The organism is Mycoplasma sp. 2045, from assembly GCF_024582715.1.
Taxonomy (GTDB): Bacteria; Bacillota_I; Bacilli_A; order Mycoplasmatales; family Metamycoplasmataceae; genus Mycoplasmopsis.
Genome location: NZ_CP102083.1, coordinates 380,820 through 401,052 on the forward strand (window position 1 = coordinate 380,820; position 20,233 = coordinate 401,052).

The 20,233-nt window shown below is 28.4% G+C and carries 17 protein-coding genes; 6 read left to right on the forward strand and 11 right to left on the reverse strand.

The annotated features are described in order from the left end of the window. Positions 1-26 precede the first annotated feature (26 nt). From NPA13_RS01685 to NPA13_RS01705, 5 genes are read right to left on the reverse strand one after another with little or no spacing between them, the layout of a single operon-like run. Positions 27-1,949, reverse strand: coding sequence for an ABC transporter ATP-binding protein (locus NPA13_RS01685; RefSeq protein WP_257089758.1), 1,923 nt, complete (start codon positions 1,947-1,949; stop codon positions 27-29). Then, positions 1,936-3,696 (reverse strand): ABC transporter ATP-binding protein, encoded by a 1,761-nt coding sequence (locus NPA13_RS01690; protein WP_257088614.1) that lies wholly within the window; start codon positions 3,694-3,696, stop codon positions 1,936-1,938. The genes NPA13_RS01685 and NPA13_RS01690 overlap by 14 nt, the downstream gene beginning before the upstream one ends. A 1-nt stretch (position 3,697) precedes the next feature. Continuing rightward, a complete protein-coding gene (locus NPA13_RS01695; protein ID WP_257088616.1) occupies positions 3,698-4,084 on the reverse strand; it encodes a transcriptional regulator in 387 nt (128 codons plus the stop codon). Between the two features lie 18 nt (positions 4,085-4,102). Beyond that, positions 4,103-8,224 (reverse strand): AAA domain-containing protein, encoded by a 4,122-nt coding sequence (locus NPA13_RS01700; RefSeq protein ID WP_257088618.1) that lies wholly within the window; start codon positions 8,222-8,224, stop codon positions 4,103-4,105. A gap of 12 nt (positions 8,225-8,236) precedes the next feature. Further along, a complete protein-coding gene (locus NPA13_RS01705) occupies positions 8,237-8,590 on the reverse strand; it encodes a PTS transporter subunit EIIB (RefSeq protein WP_257088620.1) in 354 nt (117 codons plus the stop codon). A gap of 221 nt (positions 8,591-8,811) precedes the next feature. Here NPA13_RS01705 and NPA13_RS01710 point away from each other — a divergent pair, with 221 nt between their 5' ends. Continuing rightward, complete coding sequence (locus NPA13_RS01710) at positions 8,812-9,660, forward strand: DegV family protein (RefSeq protein ID WP_257088622.1); 849 nt, start codon at positions 8,812-8,814, stop codon at positions 9,658-9,660. Further along, on the forward strand, positions 9,653-9,883 hold the full coding sequence (locus NPA13_RS01715; protein ID WP_257088624.1) for a hypothetical protein: 231 nt from the start codon (positions 9,653-9,655) through the stop codon (positions 9,881-9,883). Before NPA13_RS01710 ends, NPA13_RS01715 begins: the two co-directional genes overlap by 8 nt. Before the next feature lie 79 nt (positions 9,884-9,962). Here the strand turns inward: NPA13_RS01715 and NPA13_RS01720 are convergent, their stop codons facing one another. The 5 genes from NPA13_RS01720 to NPA13_RS01740 all read right to left on the reverse strand — a co-directional run bounded on the left by NPA13_RS01720 (position 9,963) and on the right by NPA13_RS01740 (position 13,956). After that, positions 9,963-10,385 (reverse strand): hypothetical protein, encoded by a 423-nt coding sequence (locus tag NPA13_RS01720; protein WP_257088626.1) that lies wholly within the window; start codon positions 10,383-10,385, stop codon positions 9,963-9,965. A gap of 106 nt (positions 10,386-10,491) precedes the next feature. Then, positions 10,492-11,154 (reverse strand): deoxyribose-phosphate aldolase, encoded by a 663-nt coding sequence (gene deoC / locus NPA13_RS01725; RefSeq protein WP_257088628.1) that lies wholly within the window; start codon positions 11,152-11,154, stop codon positions 10,492-10,494. Between the two features lie 48 nt (positions 11,155-11,202). Continuing rightward, entirely contained in the window at positions 11,203-12,498 is a 1,296-nt protein-coding gene (locus NPA13_RS01730; protein WP_257088630.1) for a pyrimidine-nucleoside phosphorylase, read from the reverse strand. A gap of 1 nt (position 12,499) precedes the next feature. Next, on the reverse strand, positions 12,500-13,204 hold the full coding sequence (gene deoD, locus NPA13_RS01735) for a purine-nucleoside phosphorylase (RefSeq protein WP_257088632.1): 705 nt from the start codon (positions 13,202-13,204) through the stop codon (positions 12,500-12,502). A gap of 281 nt (positions 13,205-13,485) precedes the next feature. Further along, on the reverse strand, positions 13,486-13,956 hold the full coding sequence (locus NPA13_RS01740; protein WP_257088634.1) for an L-threonylcarbamoyladenylate synthase: 471 nt from the start codon (positions 13,954-13,956) through the stop codon (positions 13,486-13,488). 99 nt (positions 13,957-14,055) lie between these two features. Between NPA13_RS01740 and mutM the strand changes: the two genes are divergently transcribed. The 4 genes from mutM (at position 14,056) to NPA13_RS01760 (ending at position 18,759) form a co-directional block, all read left to right on the forward strand. After that, positions 14,056-14,910 carry a bifunctional DNA-formamidopyrimidine glycosylase/DNA-(apurinic or apyrimidinic site) lyase gene (gene mutM / locus NPA13_RS01745; RefSeq protein ID WP_257088636.1) on the forward strand — a complete coding sequence of 285 codons (855 nt, stop codon included), beginning with the start codon at positions 14,056-14,058 and terminating at the stop codon, positions 14,908-14,910. A gap of 1 nt (position 14,911) precedes the next feature. Next, positions 14,912-15,448, forward strand: a complete 537-nt coding sequence (locus NPA13_RS01750; protein WP_257088638.1) for an isochorismatase family cysteine hydrolase — start codon at positions 14,912-14,914, stop codon at positions 15,446-15,448. Continuing rightward, positions 15,439-15,774 carry a Smr/MutS family protein gene (locus NPA13_RS01755; RefSeq protein ID WP_257088640.1) on the forward strand — a complete coding sequence of 112 codons (336 nt, stop codon included), beginning with the start codon at positions 15,439-15,441 and terminating at the stop codon, positions 15,772-15,774. The genes NPA13_RS01750 and NPA13_RS01755 overlap by 10 nt, the downstream gene beginning before the upstream one ends. Before the next feature lie 213 nt (positions 15,775-15,987). Next, on the forward strand, positions 15,988-18,759 hold the full coding sequence (locus NPA13_RS01760; protein WP_257088642.1) for a cation-translocating P-type ATPase: 2,772 nt from the start codon (positions 15,988-15,990) through the stop codon (positions 18,757-18,759). A gap of 66 nt (positions 18,760-18,825) precedes the next feature. Here NPA13_RS01760 and NPA13_RS01765 read toward each other — a convergent pair whose 3' ends face one another. Beyond that, positions 18,826-20,049 carry an IS3 family transposase gene (locus NPA13_RS01765; RefSeq protein WP_257088644.1) on the reverse strand — a complete coding sequence of 408 codons (1,224 nt, stop codon included), beginning with the start codon at positions 20,047-20,049 and terminating at the stop codon, positions 18,826-18,828. Positions 20,050-20,233 lie beyond the last annotated feature (184 nt).

Consider the following 20,233-nt stretch of genomic DNA (forward strand, 5'->3'; position numbering starts at 1 on the left):
AAATAGCAAGAAATTGATTTTTCCTGCTATTTGTTTGAAGCATATTCTCATAGTTGAGCATATAGATTTTTATTTTTTATAAGTTCATCGTGAGAACCTTGTTCAATGATTTGTCCATCATTTATAACAATTATTTTAGTAGCATTTTTAACTGTGCTTAATCTGTGAGCTATGATAAATGATGTTTTGTTTTGAAGTAACTTATCGGTTGCTTTTTCTATTTGAAATTCTGTATGTGTATCAATATTAGATGTTGCTTCATCTAATATTAAAACTATTGGATTTTTATAGCTGGCTCTAGCTATAGAAATAAGTTGTTTTTGTCCTTGAGATAAATTAGAACTTGAATTAGTTAACATAGTTGAATATTTATCATCTAGTTTTTCTATATGTTCAACTAAATTAGTTGTTCTTAAAACATTAGATAGCATTTGTTCGTCATATAAATCAGAACCATATGTTATATTATTTTGAATTGTATCTGTAAATAATCTTGTTTCCTGAAGCACATAACCAATAGATTTTCTAAGAGAATATTTATCAATATTCTCAATAGGTATATTGTCATACAATATCACTCCATCAGTTGCTTCATAAAATCTAGTTATTAAGTTAACTATTGTTGTTTTTCCAGCACCAGTTGGCCCAACAAATGCAATTTTATCTCCTGGATTAGCTACAAAACTAATATCTTTTAATGTGTATTTTTCATCATTTTCATTGTATTTAAAATATACATTTTTAAATTCAATTTTACCTTGTGCTTTTTGGTAAATGATTTGATTTCCTACTTGTGTTTTTCAAGCATAGAAACCATCTTTATCATTTAAATTAACTTCAGTGTATTTATCATTTTCATTAATTACTTTAACTAATTTGATAGTTCCTTGATTAATTTCGCTTTTTTGAGCTAATATATCGAAAACTCTTTTTGAACCAGCTAACGCAAGCATAAATGAGCTTACTGTTTGAGTCATTGTTGAAATTGGGCCTGAGAAACTTTTAGCTGATTGAGAAAATGAAACAACAATACCTATTGTTAATCCCAAAGCAACTCCGTTACCTGATTGGTTTGTGATAACAACAATTGCTCCAATCATAATAACAAGAGCATAAGCAATGTTGCTTAAGTTCTTTGATAAAGGTCATATGATTGAAGAAATAAATTCAGATTTAAAACTGTTTTTAGTTACTGTGTTATTAATATCAGAGAACTTCTTAACTACATTAGTACTTTGACCATACATTTTAATAGTTTTAAGTCCTAAAATAACTTCTTCTGCATAACCTATCATTTGACCGTTATTTTTTTGTTTATTAATAAAGTACTTACTTGATTTTTTACTAATAATGTATGCACTAAGTGCTATTAGTATTGTTAAAGCAACCATTATTAAACTAAGTAATCAGTTAAGTACAAATAAGATTGTAAGTGATACAGTTAAAGTTATAAACGATTGAATAATTGTAATTATTGTTCTTGATAGAAACATTCTAAGTGTATCTATATCTGAAGTAAATCTAGATACTAGATTACCTTTAGATTTAGAATCAAAGTATTTAATAGGTAAAGTTTGTATATGCTCATACAAGTCCAAACGTAGTTTAGTCATTGTTTTATAGGTAATAGATATCATTATTCTATTAGCTATGAAATCACAAATAATACTTGTTAAGAAAATAAGTGCAGATACACAAATAATTATGTAAAACTTATCTTCATTAAATGGATTTGTTCCTAACAATAATTTGTCAACTATTACATATCCTAAAAATAGTTGGTTATATATATTACCCATTGCACTAAATATAACTAAAGTAAAAGCTAAAAGCAATCATCCTTTATTATGTTTTCATAATAAAGAAACTAACTTCTTAAATGAATCTAACTTTTCTTCTTTAGTTAGTTTTAAATTAAGATTGTGATTAGGTGATTTAAATGATTGCATCGACCTCATCTAAACCTCCTGCATTTTGTTGTGATTGGTATAGTTCATTATAGTATTCACTATGTTTAAGTAAATACTCGTGATTACCTTGAATTTGGATTTTTCCATCTTGTAGCAAGATGATATTGTCACAATCTTTGATTGAGCTAATCTTTTGTGCAATGATAATTTTGGTGCAATTTTGTAATTTTGACACAGCATTTTTCACATGATTTTCTGTTTTAGAATCAAGCGCTGATGTTGAGTCATCTAAAATTAAGATTTTAGGTTGTTTAAGCAATGATTGAGCAATTGCTAATCTTTGTTTTTGACCACCAGAGAAGTTTCTTCCTCTTTGTTCTACTATGTGATCTAATTTATCTTCTAATCCATACACATAGTCATAAATGTTTGCTTCTGATAATGCTTGATAAATTTGCTCATCAGTTGCATCAGGATTAGCAAAAAGCATATTTTCTCTAATAGTTCCTTTAAATAAAGTTGGATCTTGAAATACAACCGAAATCTGTTGTCTTAGATTATCTTTTTGAATCTTATTAATGTTAATCCCATCAATTAAAATAGCTCCTTCTTTAACTGAATAAAATCTAGGGATTAAGTTAATAAGTGTAGTTTTTCCTGAACCAGTTTGTCCTATAATTCCAAATGAACTATTAGCTGGAATTCTAAAATTAATATTTTTGAGTGCTTGATGACTTGAATTTGTATATGCAAATGAAACATTCTTAAATTCAATGTCACCAATTACATTGTGGTTGATTGCGTCTTTTGAATCTAATATAGTAGGAACATAATTTAAAATTTCTTTAATTCTTTTTGAAGCAGGAATTGACATTAAAATTTGACTTAAAACGTTCATAATTCCCATTAGAGAACCTGAAACCATTCAGATGTATGAACCGAATGCCATAATTGTTCCAATTTGAATTTTTTGTCCTAAATACAATTGTGTTCCAACTATCGCAAGTGTAATAAATGAGCTATAAATTATTCCATTAATTAATAAGCTGTTAAAAGTTAAGTACTTATTAACTTTAATATTAGTATCTTTAAGTGTATTAGCTAAAGATGCAACTTTGTTGTATTCTGAGTTTTCAGTTACATATGATTTGATTGTTCTAAAGCTGTTTAAGTTTTCTTGAATTTTTTGATTGTATAAATCATATTGTTTATACATTAGTTTGAATTTAGGAAAACTAATAAATCAGATTAAAACAAAGAAACCACATAATATTGGTAATGTTACTAAGAATATAGATGATAAAGTCAATGATAGTTTAATTGACATTATAAGTGACAATAAGAAGATAATAGGTAACCTAATAAAAGTTCCGATTATGAACCTAAATGACATTTGAACATTATTCACATCTATATTAAGTCTATTTAAGATAGAACCATTTGTAAAATGATCAATATCTTCAAATGAAAATTCATTAACTTGTTTAATTATTGCGTTTCTGATGTTTTGGGCATATCTAGTGGATGCAATATTTGAAAAATATGCACCTAATATACCTGTTAGAAGCGCAATAAGAGCAAGAGCTATTAGAATAGTTCCTTTTTGTAGTACAAAATTAATATCAGCAGTATTGTTTTGCAATGCATTAATTACGTCTTTTGAAACATCAGGTAAAAATACCTGCATTAAAACTTCTACTAAAATTGTAAAAATAGACAAAAGACCATATATTCGAATGCCTTTTGTCAATTTTCAGAAAGTAATTTTTGGAATTGGTTTTTGCATATTATTTTTTGTTTACGCTTGAAACGTATTTTAAGTTGTGATTGTGTTCTCCAACTTCCATTACGTGTCCATCTCCAAAACATTTGCAAGCCATTTTGTCAAGTAAAGCAGGATCTGAGTGTTCCATAATTTCTTCAACTAAGTAACCATATTGTTTTTTAAATTCATTTGTTACATAGTATTTTGATTTTTTACCTTGTTTTGTTCTAGCTACCACTTTGTCTCTTCTTAAATCACCTAAGTGTTTTGAAACGTTAGCTTGTTTTTCCTTTAAAAGGTCAACTAAATCTAAAACGTCACATTCTTTTTCGTGACAAGTAAATAAGTGAATAATTAAATTTCTTTTAACGTCCTTAGACATAAATGTTAAAAATTTTTCGATTGTCATGATAAGTTCTCCTATCTATTAAAAGTCATCGTATTGTCCATCATAAATTCATTCTTCTGTTTTATCTTGCATCGTTGGATGAATTATATGAGATTTTTTCTTATTTAACACTTCTTCTGCTTGTTCAACTTTATCAAGTGTTATTTGTTCTTCTTTTGTAACAGCTCTTGGGTTAAATGATTCAAAATTTAATACAAAATTATCATCATCTTCATCGCTGTAATCTAGGTCATCTACTTGTGATTCTTGTGAATCTGTAGAAGTTTGTTGTTCTTTAGTACTGTCTGCAACAAATTCTTGTGTTATTTGTTCTTCTATATTTTCTGGTTTGATTTGGAAAATGTCATCAAATGATGAATCAATTTCACTTTGGTTAATGAATGGTTCTTCTGTTGGTTGTTCTTCTTTAAATACTGTTTCTTCTACAGCAACAGGTTCTTCATTAACTTCTTCATTTTGTATATCTTCTATTATTTTTTCAGTTTCAATATTATCATTTGAAACTTCATTGTCTTCAAATGTCCAGATTTCTTCATAAACATCTGAATCATTTTGATTTTCTATTTTATTATCATTTTCTGAGTTTGATTCATCAACTAATTCATCTTCTGAATCAATTTCTTCTTCAAGTGTGTCTTCGACTTCTTCAGGTTCATTTTGTTCTTCAATACTTTCTGAAGTTTTGCTCTCCATAACTTCATCTTCATCAGATGAACCAAAGTAAAAGATTTGTTCCTCTACAACAGTTTCTGTTATAGGTTCAGCTTTTTCTTCTGAGTGAATTACAACTTGCTCTGCAGTTTGTTCTTCAGCTTCGATTATTTGTTCATCATTAATATTTAAATCAACTTCATCTACTTCTTCAGCAATTGGTTCAATTGTGATTTGTGCAGTTAAAATTTGATTTTGTACTTGTGGTTCTTTAGCAACTTCGTGTTCTGCAGTTTTGTTAATTGTGTAAGTATTTGTTACTTGACCTTTTGAAGTTGATTTAAACTCTTTTGTTTTTTCAGGTGTGAATCAACTATCGATTTGATTTTGAATTCAAATTCAGTTAATAGGTGTAACAACTTCCACATCATATGATTTAGATTTTAAGAATTTAACAGCATCATATAAAGACACGAAGTTTTCTTTTGAATTTGCATAGTACATTGTATCAAATGAAATACATTTGAATGGTATTTTGTTGTATGTAACTACAATGTCTATATCTAATGAACCAACTATGTAATCTTTGAACACTTCAAAGTTTGGATCATATGCAATTGCACTTTTAATTCTATTAAATACTAAGTTTTTAAATCAGTCGTCCTTGAGTTTAGTATTTGAAATTGAATAATGGTTTTGATCAAATGATTCTTTGATTTCAATTCTTCTTTGTTCTGATTCTTTTTCTAAGAATTGAAGTCAAGATTTGAACACTCTAATATCGTCAGATATTTCAGGTGTTAAAATGATATCTTCAGATTTGATTGTCTTAATGATAATCATTTTTTCTTTAGCACGTGAAATCGCAACGTTAAGAGCATTTTTACCACCTGGACGTGAAACGTATGTAGATGATAATTTTGTGTTCTTATCGTAAGCAATTGTTGCAATAACTAAGTCAGCTTCGTCCCCTTGGATGTTTTCAATGTTTCTGATTAAAAGTCTCTTGCTGTGAATTGCTTTTTCAAGTAATGGATATTGATTGTAAATCAATTCTGTTATGTAATTACTTTGTTTAACGTTAAATGATAAAAGAATTATTTTCTTATATTTATCTACATTTTCTATTACTTTGTCTATAGCTAATTTAGCTTCAACGATGTTTTTGTTTTGGTCTCAAGAACCATCTACTTGGTAAACTTCAATTGGTTCATTATTTCAAGCATTAGCAGCATCTAAAACGTTAAGTTTACTTTGGTAGAAAGTTTTTGATGAGAATCCCATAAGCTCAGCGTGATTTGAACGGTAATTCTTATCAAGCATAACATTATGAACTCCTAATGAAAGTGCATAATCTAGAACTGATTCAACTTTACCGAAAATCGAATCATCTGTAATACGTTGCACGAATCAAGAAGTGGGCTTCATTTGCTCTGTGTCACCAGCAAAGATTTTGAATTTTGCTAAATAAAGAATTGGAATGGCATTTTCAATGAAAATCTGACTTGATTCATCAAGGATTGCATAATCAAATTCTTCTTTAGATCAACCTGATAAATCCGTGTTAGGTGTAGCGACTACAATAGGGAATAATTGTTTAATCATTCCAGTGAATTTTTTAACAAATCTGTAAGGTTCTAAGTTTTGAATTCTTACTGATTGAGCAAATTCTCTATATTCTTTTTTAAGTTTTTCGTCAAATTTATTAATTCTAGCCACTATTAAGTGAGCTACAAAGTCTCTGACTTCTTCTATACTCATTCTTTGTGCTCTAGGTTGAATGTTTTTGTAAGCTGTAATTAAATTATTAAGTTTTTTAAATGGACTGTGTTCTGAATTAATGTGCTCAAACCCAATTGCGTTTACAAATTTCATTAAATCATTTAATGAACCATTGAATGTAGGTAATTTTTCGTCAATTAAGTTACCTAATTCTTTTAGTCTTCTATATTCTTTTACAAATGGTAAATATTTATATTTACTTAATTTAAGTAATTCTTTAGCTGTTTGATGGTTTGTTGGTTCAATTGGATATTTAACATCTTTTGGAAGTGACAATAGAAACTCGATGTCTGTTAAATGATCGAAATCTTGCTTTTGTGATGCAAAGTAGTAATAAGTTAATAAAACATCTTTTGCAAGTGAATCATTTAGATATTCAGAAGCAGCATCTATAAAGTTAATTTCGCTTTCCGAAATAACATTTAAAGGATGGAATCCATTTGTTCCACTAAAGTTCTCAAGCATATCTAAGTATTTTTTAATAGGTTCATAGAATGATTTTCTGTTTGTATTCTTTGTATTCAATATAAATAAGCAGAATGCAGATAAATCATCTAATCTATTTTTAATAACTTCAAGTGCAGCTCTCTTTTGTGAAGCAACAATTGCTGTTTTCTTTCTTACTAAGATGTTAGCTAATATATTAACTATTGTTTGAGATTTACCTGTACCAGGTGGACCTCAAATAACAGTGTTTTGAAGCATTGAACTTATAATAGCCTTATCTTGAGATAAGTTTGAATCTGTTATCTTGATTAATCCTGTGTTATCTCTATATGTATTATGCTCAACTGTAGCTTTATAAATGTTTTTATTAAACTCAACTTTGATGATATTATCAATTTCATCTTTTTGAGCAATCTCTTTCATTCTGTTTCTAGCATAGCCACCTCAAGGTTGGTAAATTCCTAAAACAGCACCTGGATGGAATTTAATGTTTTCATTAGTAATTTCTTCCTCAGGATTTGAGATTTTCTCAAAAGGATTTTTAAGTGAAACTGGTAAATCAAATAAATCGTTTCAATCTTCTTGCAACTTATTAATTAAAGTAGAAATCTTGTAGTCTTTAAATTCTGCGTCAATAGAAATCTTGAAATCATTATTATTTAAGAAGAATACAAGTTTTTCATTAACTTTAATATCTCCATCTGATTTAATAATTGGTTTACCATTTACAAAATCAATTGAAGCTTGTTTTAAGAATAAAGGAGCATAAATGAATTTGTCATCTTTCTTAAGTGAAATAAATAGGAAACCTATATATAAAGGTCAAATATTTGTTTCATCAAGAATATTAGTCACTTTGTCATCTAACAATTTTCATTGTGTGATTGACTTTTGTAACATTAACTGTAAGTCATTTAAAATCTTTTTCTTGTAGTATTCTCAATCTTGTTGTACGTTTTCTAAATTAACTTTAATTTTTAAATGATGCAATACATTAAGTTTGCTTTCTAAATATAAGACCAAGTTATCAGGTCCTGATATATTAGAAATCTTTTCAATCAAAGTAATTACATTATTGTCTAGCGCGCTTATTTGAAATGTTTCATTGTTATAAAACGTATCTCAGTTTTTATCTCCTATAAGCGAATACAAGTCATAAAAGTATTTATTTTGTATTTTAGTAAATATAGAAGAGTCAGTCTGCGAAATATCTAATAAGTTATCTAGAATAATCTTATATTTGTTTTGTTCTTTACTCATTTTGTAACCTCATTATTTTACTTGTTGTTCTAATTGTCTTAATGTTTCATTAGCATACTCACCAAGTGTTATAGATACTTTAGAACTAGATAATAAAATTCCACTTACACCTTTTAATTCTTTTAAAGCTTCTGTATCGACTTTGTTGTTTGATTTAACTCTTACAACTAGTCTACTTATTTTAACTTCAAAGTTATCAATATTTTCTTTAGTACCTAGAGCACTAACTAATTGTTCAACTTTGAAAGGAAGTTTGTTACTTTGGTAAATAGTATTCTTAGCTTTCTTTTCTTTGTTTCATTTAATTCATATGAAACCTAACGTAATAATAGTTAGAAAAATAATCTTTGTCATTTGTTTAGTCATAGTAATAATTATATTGTAAATATAATTATTATTAAATATTTTTTATATTATATATACATATAATATACATATACACGTGTAAAAATACTTTTAGCATAGTGTACAAGGCGTTTTAGTCAAAAAATAAAGCTAAATTATTACTAAAAATGCATATATTTTTATATATACATTTTATGTATATATAAGACTTTTTTACAATAAATTGCTATATAATTTACTCTATGGAAAAAATAGGTATTATCATTGATTCCTTTTCAGGAATCTCAAAAACCGAAGCAGAAGCTCACGGATTTTATTATTTACCATTACAGATAGAAATTGATAAAAAAGTTTATCAAGATGGTATAGTTGACCCCCTTGAAGTTTTAGAGCAGCTTGCTACTGCAACTGATATTAAAACTTCATCACCAAAATTAGATATCCTTCAAAGCACAGTTAAAAAAGCTGCTGAGGAAAACCAAGAAGTTATTTATTTAGGTATCTCATCTAAATTATCTTCTACACCAAATCACGTTGCAGCTATGTCTAATGAATATAAAAACATTCACGTAGTTGATAATCACTTTGCAGGTGTTCAATTATTATATGCAGCTAAATATGCTAAAAAACTAAGTGAGCAAGGCTTAGAAGTTCAATCTATTATTAATCATCTTGCTAAACTAAATCAAAAATCACACACATTTTTACTCCCTATGAACTTAAAATATTTAATTTCAGGTGGTAGATTATCATCAGTTAAAAAGTTTATCGCTTCAAAAGTAAGCATTTATCCTGTTCTTTCATATGATAAAAATGATGCAGTTTCGTTTGTTTCATTCAAATTAACTTCATCAGGTGCTATTAAAAAACTATTTGAAAAAGTAATAGAAGCAGTTGATAAACCAGAAGATTACGTTTTCACTTGAATGCATGGTATAGATGAAAAAGTTAATAAATTAGTTCAAGAACAAGCGCAAAAACACTCAATTAAACTTGTTAATGAGCAACTTACTTCAAGCGTTATTTCAGTTCACACAGGTCCTGAAGCTTTTGCTATTATGATAACTCCAAAAGAAGGTTACGATGCCTAGACAAAAGAAAAATGCTAAAAAACCAGGTTACTCAACAATCAAATCAGAGAAAAAATATACTCAATTAGTTGATTTAGTAATCGAAGAGAATGTTAAAGATGAAACATCTGTTAAAAGATATAAGAAAAACAGACTAGCATATATACTAGCTATTTTCTCTTTAGTTCTATTAATTGCATTAGTAGCTGTGTTAATTACAGCTATTGCACTTAAATGAATATAATTACATAATCAAAAACATCTTAACGTAGTTGTTAAGATGTTTTTTTAATCTGATTTTAGTGTTTTTGTGTTTAACTTGACTAAATTTGATTATTTAATCGATTTATTTGAATTACTTTTACATTTCTTAGATTGTCCATAACCTTATCGTGAATGATTTGTAGAATTTCTAATTCATTAAACTCACTAATTTTCTTATGTAGTACTTCATGATTAATGTTGTATGAATTCTTAAATAAGATATCTTCTTTAATTTTAAATATTGTGTTTACATTAAGTTCATAATCAGTTAACCCATCTGCAGTGTATAAAAGTACACCCATATCAGTGTCTAACTTGAATTTTTTGTGTTTAACCTCACAGAATAAGTATTCATTACCCACTTGTAAGATTGGCATAATTAATTTATGAGTCATTTTCGATTTTTTAAATAAGAAGTCGAATAAATCATCACTGATTTCGTGAACTTCAAATAAATCTATAAGTTTTTCTTTATTTTTCATTTTGCACCTCATTTATTTAGTAAATTTAGTCAAATTTGAACTTAAATTGAATAAAGCGCATTAAAAAATCACCATCTTATGATAGTGATTAATAATTATTAAAGGATTAGTATCCTTCTTTAGAAGTTTTTCCTTCAACAATAGCGATTGAACGACTTGTTCCAAATCTTGTAGCTCCAGCTTCGTACATTGCGATTAAATCATCAATGTTTGCAATTCCTCCAGCTGCTTTGATAAGTAATTTGTCTCCACAAACGCTTTTCATAATTTTAACATCTTCCAATGATGCGCCACGGAAGCTTGTTCCTGTTGAAGTTTTAATGAATTCAGCGCCTGATTTCATAACGATTTCAGTTGCTTTTCTGATTTCTTCTTCTGATAATAAAGCTGTTTCGATGATAACTTTAAGAACTTTATCTCCACAAGCTTCTTTAACTTTTTTGATGTCGTTAAGAACGTATTCGTAGTCTCCTTGTTTGAAACGTCCGATAGCCATAACCATATCAATTTCTGTAGCACCATGTTCGATAGCTAATTTAGCTTCGTGTGCTTTAACTGCTGTAATGTTAGCTCCTAAAGGGAAACCAACAACTACAGTAACACCAATTCCTGTTCCTGCTAATCTTTCAGCTGCGTATTTTGCTCATCCTGAGTTAACACAAACTGTAGCAAAGTCATATTTAATAGCTTCGTCGATTAATTTATCAATGTCTTTTTTTTGCGCTTCAGCTTTTAATAAAGTATGATCGATTAATTTGTTGTAATTCATTTTATCCTTTGTTTAAATTTAACTATTTAAATTAAGTGTTTAATGTAATTATTGTAATTTAGCAATAATAATTTTGTTTTCAACTTTTTCTTTATTGAATTTGTATCCTTGTTTAAGTTCGTTAACTAATTCAACATCGATTGGGTTTGATGAATATAATGTGAATAATACATCACCTTTTTTAACTTCTTCATTTGTTTTCTTGTTCAATGTAATTCCAGCTTCATTGTCAATGCTGTCTTCTTTTGTTTTTCTTCCAGCACCTAATTTCATTGAAACAATACCAAATGTTAAAGCGTCAAAGATTTCTAAGTATCCTTCGTTTTCTGAAATAACTTCTAATTTGTATTTAGGATTTCAGAATGTAGGTGATTTAAGAGCTTCTACATCACCATGTTGTACTCTTACAAATTCATAGAATTTTTCAAGAGCTTTTCCGTTTTTAATAACTTCATCAACCATTTTAAGTGCTTCATCGTGTGATTTAGCAATTTTAGCTTGTTCTAAAATTGTTGCACAAGATGAGTAAACTAATTCATTGAAATCTTCAGGCCCTTTTCCTTCAAGAGTTCTAATAGCTTCAAGAACCTCGTTTTTGTTACCAATTTCACGACCAATTGGTCTTGACATATTTGTAATTTCAGCTCTTGTGTCTACATTAAGTTCTTTACCAATGCTAATCATTGTTTCAGCTAATGCAATAGCGCTTTTTTCATTTTTCATAAAAGCACCATTTCCACATTTAACATCAAGCAAGATAGCATTTGAACCTGTTGCTAATTTTTTAGACATAATAGATGAAGCAATAAGTGGAATAGATTCAACTGTTGCTGTAACATCTCTTAATGCATATAATTTTTTGTCAGCTGGAACAAGTGATGCAGATTGTCCAATAACTGCAATACCGTGTTCTTTAACTTGTTCGATAAATTCTTTTTCTGATAATTCAACTGTGAAACCTGGAATTGTTTCCAATTTATCGATAGTTCCACCTGTGTGTCCAAGTCCTCTACCACTCATTTTAGCAACTGGAGCTCCTAAAGCAGCAACGATTGGTCCTACTGCTAAAGTTGTTTTATCTCCAATCCCACCTGTTGAGTGTTTGTCAACTTTAATACCAGGAATAGCTGATAAGTTCATAACTTCACCAGAATGCATCATATATTTTGTCATTGTTGCAATTTCTCTTGAGTTCATTCCATTGAACATAACTGCCATTAAGAATGCACTCATTTGGTAATCTGGTGCTTCACCTCTAACGTATGAATTAATTAAAAATTCAATTTCTTCATTTGTTAGTTCGTGATTTAAACGTTTTTTCTCAATAATATCTACTACACGCATATTATTTTGCTAATTCTAAAGCAATCTCCATCATTTTTGTAAATGCTGTTTGACGTTCTTCAGCTGATGTTTCTTCGTGTGTAATTAAGTTATCTGAAATTGTTAGTAAACAAGCAGCTTCTTTTCCTGTAGCTTCAGCATTTGTGAATAATGCAAATGATTCCATTTCAACACAAACTGATTGTGTTTCTTCAATTCTTTGTTCAAGTGGAACAACTGAGTAGAATATATCTGATGAATGTACTCTTCCTTCAGTAATTTTTGTTCCTTGAGAAGCAGCAATAGCTTTAATTTCTTCGTTTAATTTTGCTGAAGGTAATGAAATGTTTCCTTCTTTTCCTAAAGCAATTCTTCTAAATGCGTCAGCGTCAGCAAAAGCTTCCGATGCTAAAACAACTTCGTAAAGTCCTAAGTCAGCTTTGTATGATCCAGCTGAACCAATTCTAATAATTCTATCTACATCATAAAATTTGAATAATTCGTATGAGTAAATCCCGATTGAAGGACATCCCATTCCACTAGCTGCTACAGTGATTGGTCTTCCTTTGTATGTACCTGTGTACATAAACATATTTCTAACTGTATTAACTAATTTGAACCCTTCATCTAAGTATGTTTCAGCAATAAATTTTGCTCTTAATGGGTCACCTGGCATAATAACTGTTTTAGCTATTTCGCCTTTTTTAGCGTGAATGTGTGGTGTCATTTTTTCCTCCTAAATTTAATAAATTAAAAACATCAAAATATTAAGTATGATGTGGACTATTTTTAGTCAAAAATATTTTAACACTTAAAACAAAAAGTTAAAAGAATTATTAATAATATATTATTAATAAGGAAAATAAAAAAGTTAGTCAAGCAGACTAACTAAAATATGCACAAAATAATTTCATATATAAATTCATTTAATGGAAGCAGTTATTATAAAATGCAAACCAAAAACAAAACTTTGACAAAAGTTCTATTTTTGAGTTTTTTACAGACATTTTAACGTCTAATAGTTTCTCTAGTATCTAAATTATAAATTGTACTTGGCGTTCCTGTTCCTTCACAGAAGTCAATAACATTTTGGATCATTGGGAATTGTGTTTTAGCTTCTTCTAAAGTTTTCGCAGCTGGTTGTCCTGATAAATTAGCACTTGTTAAATACATTGGACCATTTTTGATTAAGAATTCTTGAAACGCTTTGCAAGCTGGCATTCTGAAACCTTGATCATTTACAATAATTGTATTTGCTCCAGGTCATTTATGAATAGCAAATGCATTTGCTTCTTCATTTCATTGCGCAAATCCTTGAGCTTGTTCCAATGAACCTACAACAATTACCATCTTTTTATCTAATGGTCTTTGTTTGAGTTCATAAAGTGCTTCTAATGTTTCAAGAGAAACAAAACCACCAAGTCCAGGTACAGTATCTGTAGATACTAGGAAAATATCTTTATATTTTGATCTTTCCATATTTTAATTTTACTCTTATAGAGTAAAATATATATACTAAATTAAATTTTTTTTAAATTTATTTAAAAAACTTTTAACCCTAAAAAAATGGAGGTAAAAATGCCAGAATACCCTGAAGTGACTATAATCACAGAACAATTAAATAAAAAAATATTAAACAAAACTATCAAAAATGTACAAATTAATGTTTCTAAAATTATTAAAAATGTACCTTTGGATGAGTTTGTAAAATCAGTTACTGATAAGAAAATTATCCAAATTCAAAACTATGGTAAATTCATCACAATTTATTTAGATGACAATTCTAAAATGGTTATCCATTTAAGAATGTCAGGTATGTTTTATGTTGTAGAACAACAACATTTAGCCGACTTAAAGAAAATGGTAAATCATATAATTGTTGAATTTTATTTATCTGACAACTTATGTTTTGTTTTTGTTGACCCAAGAATGTTCGGATCAATTGAATACTTTGCAAACACTGATAAAAGAAGTGTTTATGAAATTAAAAAGTTAGCTAAGTTACCTAAAGATGTAGATGTTGATGCTTTATACGAAAAATTGCAAAGAAAAAACATTTCAATTAAAGCTGCATTACTAGATCAACAACTTGTTTTAGGTATTGGTAACATTTATGCAGATGAATCTTTATTTGCATCTAAAATTTACCCAATGACTAAATGTAACAAAGTAACTAAAGAACAACTTAAGGAACTTTTAAAAAATGCGCAAATCATTATGGATGACAGTATCAAAGCAGGTGGCAGCACAGTTCACACTTATGCGTCAGTTAATGGTGTAGTTGGACATTATCAAAACTATTTAAGAGTTTATAGCAGAGCTAATAAACGTTGCTTAGTATGTAAAGAAGGAATTGTTCAAAAAGTTAAATTAGACTTTAAACCAAATGGGAGAGGAACATCATTCTGTCCTGTTTGTCAAAAAGAACAATAAGATGAATAAAAAAAGTTTATTAATAGTAATAGATATGCTTAACGGTTTTGCTAAAGAAGGAAAATTATCTTCAAGTAGAATAAATAACATTATTCCTACTATAGAAGATATGTTGCAAAACTATGAGCATAATATTTTCATATGCGACCATCACTCTGAAGATGACTTGGAAATGAAAACTTATCCAATTCATTGTTTAGCCAATGATAAAGAATCACAAATAGTTCCTGAATTACAAGAATATGTTCAAAAAGTTTATTATAAAAATACTACAAATGGTTTTTACGATATTCCAATGAACTTATGAGATCAATATGATGAATTTGTGCTTGTGGGCTGTTGCACAGATATTTGTGTTATGCAACTTGCTTTAAGTTTAAAAATTTACTTGAATAAAATAAATTCAGATAAAAAAGTCATAGTTTATTCAAATGCAACTGATACATATGATGCTCCAGAACATAATGGAGATAAATTCCACAACTTTGCTCTAGACATAATGAAAAACGCAGGAATTAAAATTAGAGTATGAGAGTAGTTGATTTACACGGTTTATTAGCTGAAGAGGCACTAATTGTAATTACAAACAATTTGTTTGATTATAAAACTGGTAAAGTTGATCAAATTATGTTCATCACTGGTAAAGGTACTGGTATTTTAAAAACTACATTAGAAAACTACTTACATTCTAATAATATTAGATACTCTATTTTTAATGACGATGGAGCTTATTTAATAAATAGATTCAATGAACCATATTCAACATATGACTATGATTCATATGAAGACGATGAAGAATTTTCAATGTCACCATTAGATCTAGATAATTTATTTAATAACTTCAAGAACGAAGAAGAAGAATAAATTGCTTTAAATTTAGATTTATCAGGATTATCAAAATCTAAATAAAGCAGGAAAATACACTTAATAATTGACCACTAGTTAAAGACTTTTGAGTCTATGTCCTAGTGGTTTTTGTATTTTGTAGCTTCAAAATATTAAATTTAGCAAATAGGAAACAAAAGGTATAATTATTTAACTTATTTATAAGTTAAATTAAATAAGAAAGGAGAAAAAATGGAAAACTTAACACAAACTGATTTAAAACTTGGTTTAAGTTCTGAGGAAGCACTTAAAAGAAATCAACAATTTGGTTTAAACACAATTGAAACTAAAAAGAAAAAGAATATCTTTTTAATTTTCTTAAATCAATTTAAAGATTTTATGATCATCATTCTTTTAATTGCTGCTGCATTTAGTTTTGGTGTTACTATTTGAGAACACGTTGATGGTAGATTAAAAACAACTAGTGAAATCGTTATTGCATATATTGAACCATTCATCATTTTAGTAGTTGTAGCACTTAACTCTATGCTTGGAACTTATCAGGAAATCAAGAGTGATCAAGCTGTAGCTGCATTAGCTAAATCTAATGAGCTTATGGCTAAAGTTATAAGAGATGGAAAAACAGTTGTTATTCCATCATCACAAGTTACAATTGGTGATTTAATTGTAGTTGAAGCTGGAGATTACATCTCTGCTGATGCTGAATTAGTTGAATCTTACTCACTTAGTGTAGTTGAATCATCATTAACTGGTGAATCGCTTGCTGTAGATAAAAAAGTTGGAACTATTGAAAACATTGAATCTTTACCATTAGGTGATAGATACAATCAAATTTACTCAAGTACATATGTTGTAAATGGTAGAGCGATCGCACTTGTAAAAGCAATTGGTGCTAACACAGAAATCGGAAAGATCAACTCATCTATCCAAGAACAAGAAGTTCAACTTTCGCCATTACAAATTAAATTAAACAAATTAAGTAAAATCTTCGGAATTGCTGGTGTTGTATTATTGTTCTTAACAACAATCTTACAAATTGTTTTAACAAACACAATTTCAAACACTTGAGATGAACCTCAAGTGTACTCAAACGCTGTTGTTATTGGTATTTCACTTGCAGTAGCTGCAATTCCTGAGGGGTTAATTACTTTCACAACAGTTCTTTTAGCAATAGGTGTTTCAAGAATGACAAAACAAAATGCAATTATCAAAGCATTCCCTGTTGTTGAAACATTAGGTTCTACATCGATTATTTGTTCAGACAAAACAGGAACATTAACTGAAAACAAAATGACAGTTGTTAAATTCTTTGAAGCAGCTGATCCAAATAATAAAAACTTAGCTAAATCACAAACATTAGCATCATTTGTTGCTTGTTGTGATGCAGAAGTTACAAAACTTGAAAATGGTTACAACGAAGTTGGAGACCCTACTGAAACAGCTATCTTAAGATTTGGACTTGAAAATAACAATTCAAAAGATAGTTTCTATTCTAGATACAAAAAGATTTCTTCACTTCCATTTGATAGTGACAGAAAAACAATGTCAGTATTAATCGAAACACCTGAAGGTGGTAGAGTAATGATTACAAAAGGTGCTCCTGATGTAATCTTAGCTAAATCAAAAAACAAAGCTGATGAATATTCACACATCAATGAACAATGATCAAACGATTCAATCAGAGTTATTGCTGTTGGATACAAAAAAATGAAACCTGATACAACTTCAATTAGTGTTGAAGATGAAAATGATTTAGTATTCTTAGGATTAATTGGAATGATTGATCCACCTAGAGCTTCAGTTAAAGCTTCAATTGAAGAAGCTACTGCAGCTGGAATTAAAACAGTTATGATTACAGGTGATCACTTAACAACTGCTATTTCAATTGCAAAAAGCTTATCAATTTTCAAAGATGGAGATATTGCAATTGATGGAAAACAATTAGCAGAAATGAGTGATGAACAATTATTAGAACAAGTTAAAAACATTTCTGTATATGCTCGTGTAAATCCATCTGATAAATTACGTATTGTTAAAGCTTGACAAGCACACAATCAAGTTGTTGCTATGACAGGAGACGGTGTTAATGATGCTCCTGCTCTTAAAGCAGCCGACGTTGGTTGTGCAATGGGAATTACAGGAACAGATGTTTCTAAACAAGCTGCTGATGTTATTTTAACTGATGACAACTTTAACACCATTGTGCATGCTGTAAAAAGTGGTAGAGAAACATTCGACAGAATTAAAACAGTTATCTTAAACTTACTTATTTCTTCATTAACAGAAATTATTGTTATGTTATTTGGTTTATTCATCTTTAGATTTATTTTTAAAGATGCAATCAATACAGCTGAATTTATTGTTCTTACAGCTGCACAATTATTATGAATTAACCTTCTTACACACGGACTTCCTGCTATTGCACTTGGAATGGTACCAAATGAAGAAGATGTTATGAAACGTAAACCATTTAATAAAAATGATAGTATCTTCGCAAATGGAATGGGTATTAGTTTGATTATCCAAAGTTCAATCTTAGGACTTGTATCATTACTTTCATACTTATTTGTTGGGCTATATGCTCAATCACAAGGTATTAAAGGTGAATGATTTGTAAAACTCACATCTTCTGCTACATTCATTACATTAGGTATTGGTTCAAGTATTAACTCACTTAACCTAATGTCTTCAAAAAGCATTTTTGTAACAAACATTAAAAAATACTACTTAGTTTACTTAGCTTCAGCATTTAGCTTTATCTGTGTTGTTGCTTCAGCATTCATCCCTGGACTTGCTTCAGTGTTTGGAAATGTTGATATTGTTGAGTTTGTAAATGATGCAAAATTAATTGATTTAAAAGCATCATACTCAGTTGTTTACTGATTAATTCCATTATTGCTTGGATTTGTGCTTACAATTTCATTTGAATTCTACAAACTTTACAAATTTGTTAAATTTAACCCTAACAATCACATCAAAGCTAAATTAGCAAAGAAAAACTAATTACCTTACAAATCATATAAACAGTTAAATTAATCAGTTTAAACTAGGACAAGTCTTATAGACAATTTATAAAAAACTCAAAGCATCTCAAGATTGTTGAGGTGTTTTTCAATTTAAAACAGATTGAAATCTTTCATTGTTATATCATTCGATGTAATCTTTAATAATGTTTTTGAGTTTATCAAAGCAAATTGTTTTGTAATTTACAAAGTTTAAACACTCAGATTTGATGTTTGAAAAGAAATATTCAACTTCCCTATTATCCAATGAATTTCCGACCCTACCCATAGATACATTTCCATTGTTTTTTGCAACTACATCAAGATATTTAGATGATGAATATTGAAATCCGTGATCTGAATGAAGAATTCAAGGTTTTTTAAACTTGATATCCTTGATGTGTGAAATAACTAAATCTGTATCATTTCTTCTTGATAAGTTTCAATTCAAAATTTTCTTTGTTTTATGATGTATTGCAACTGAAAGATAAACGTGATTTTCATCTATATCATTTGGTGCTTTTATATATGAAACATCTGTTGCAATAATATTATTTGTAATTCCGTTGTAATCTCTATTTACAAGATCTTTAATCTTAACATTTGTATTCTTGATTTCTCTGACTTTTCGTTTTGGTCTAACTACACAAATTAGATTTAATTTGTTCATTATTCTTCCTAATGTTCTGTAATTTATGTCTATTTTATATACTTTTAGTATATAAATGCTCAATCTTCAACGACCAAAACGACCTTTATTTTCATAAAAGGCCTTTTTGACAATTGAATGTAATTCTTCATTTTCAGTCTTTTGAGAGACTTCTTTATCTAATTGCGAAATTTTCTTATAAAAAGTAGATTTTGGTATTCCTAAAAAATATATAAATTGTTTATTTGTAACAGAAGATGATTTCTTGATTTTGCTTCAATCAATTTCCATTTTATTATCTCTGAAAATTTCAATCATAATTTTTATGAATTCATTCTTTTGTTCATCAGTCATTTCTTCAATCATTGAATCATCCGTTTCAATAGGTTTCTTTTTAGGTCTTCCAGAACCCTTCCCTTTTTTAGGGGCTGTTCCTGTTTTTGAAAATATTACATTTTCGTCTTTTTGATATTCTCTAAATTTATTTCAAATTCTACGTCTAACATTTTCTTTAAAGTAATCCTTATTATATTTTTCTGAAATATAAGATGCAAATTTGTATTCATATTCATTTGTGTATTCTCAATTTTCTATTCATTTGAATAGATCTAATCATTCATAATGTTTCAATTGTTTAGCCATTTGTAAAATCCTTTCTCTTATTGTAAACAAAAAGTAGACATTTTTTATTTTCTGTCTACTTTTCTTGTCCTAGTTTAGTTTGACTGTTTTTTATTTTTTTTACAATTTTTGCATAATTTTGCATATTAGAGTATAAAAAAACAGTACCATGTTAGTGATACTGAATTTTATTTAAATTAAATCA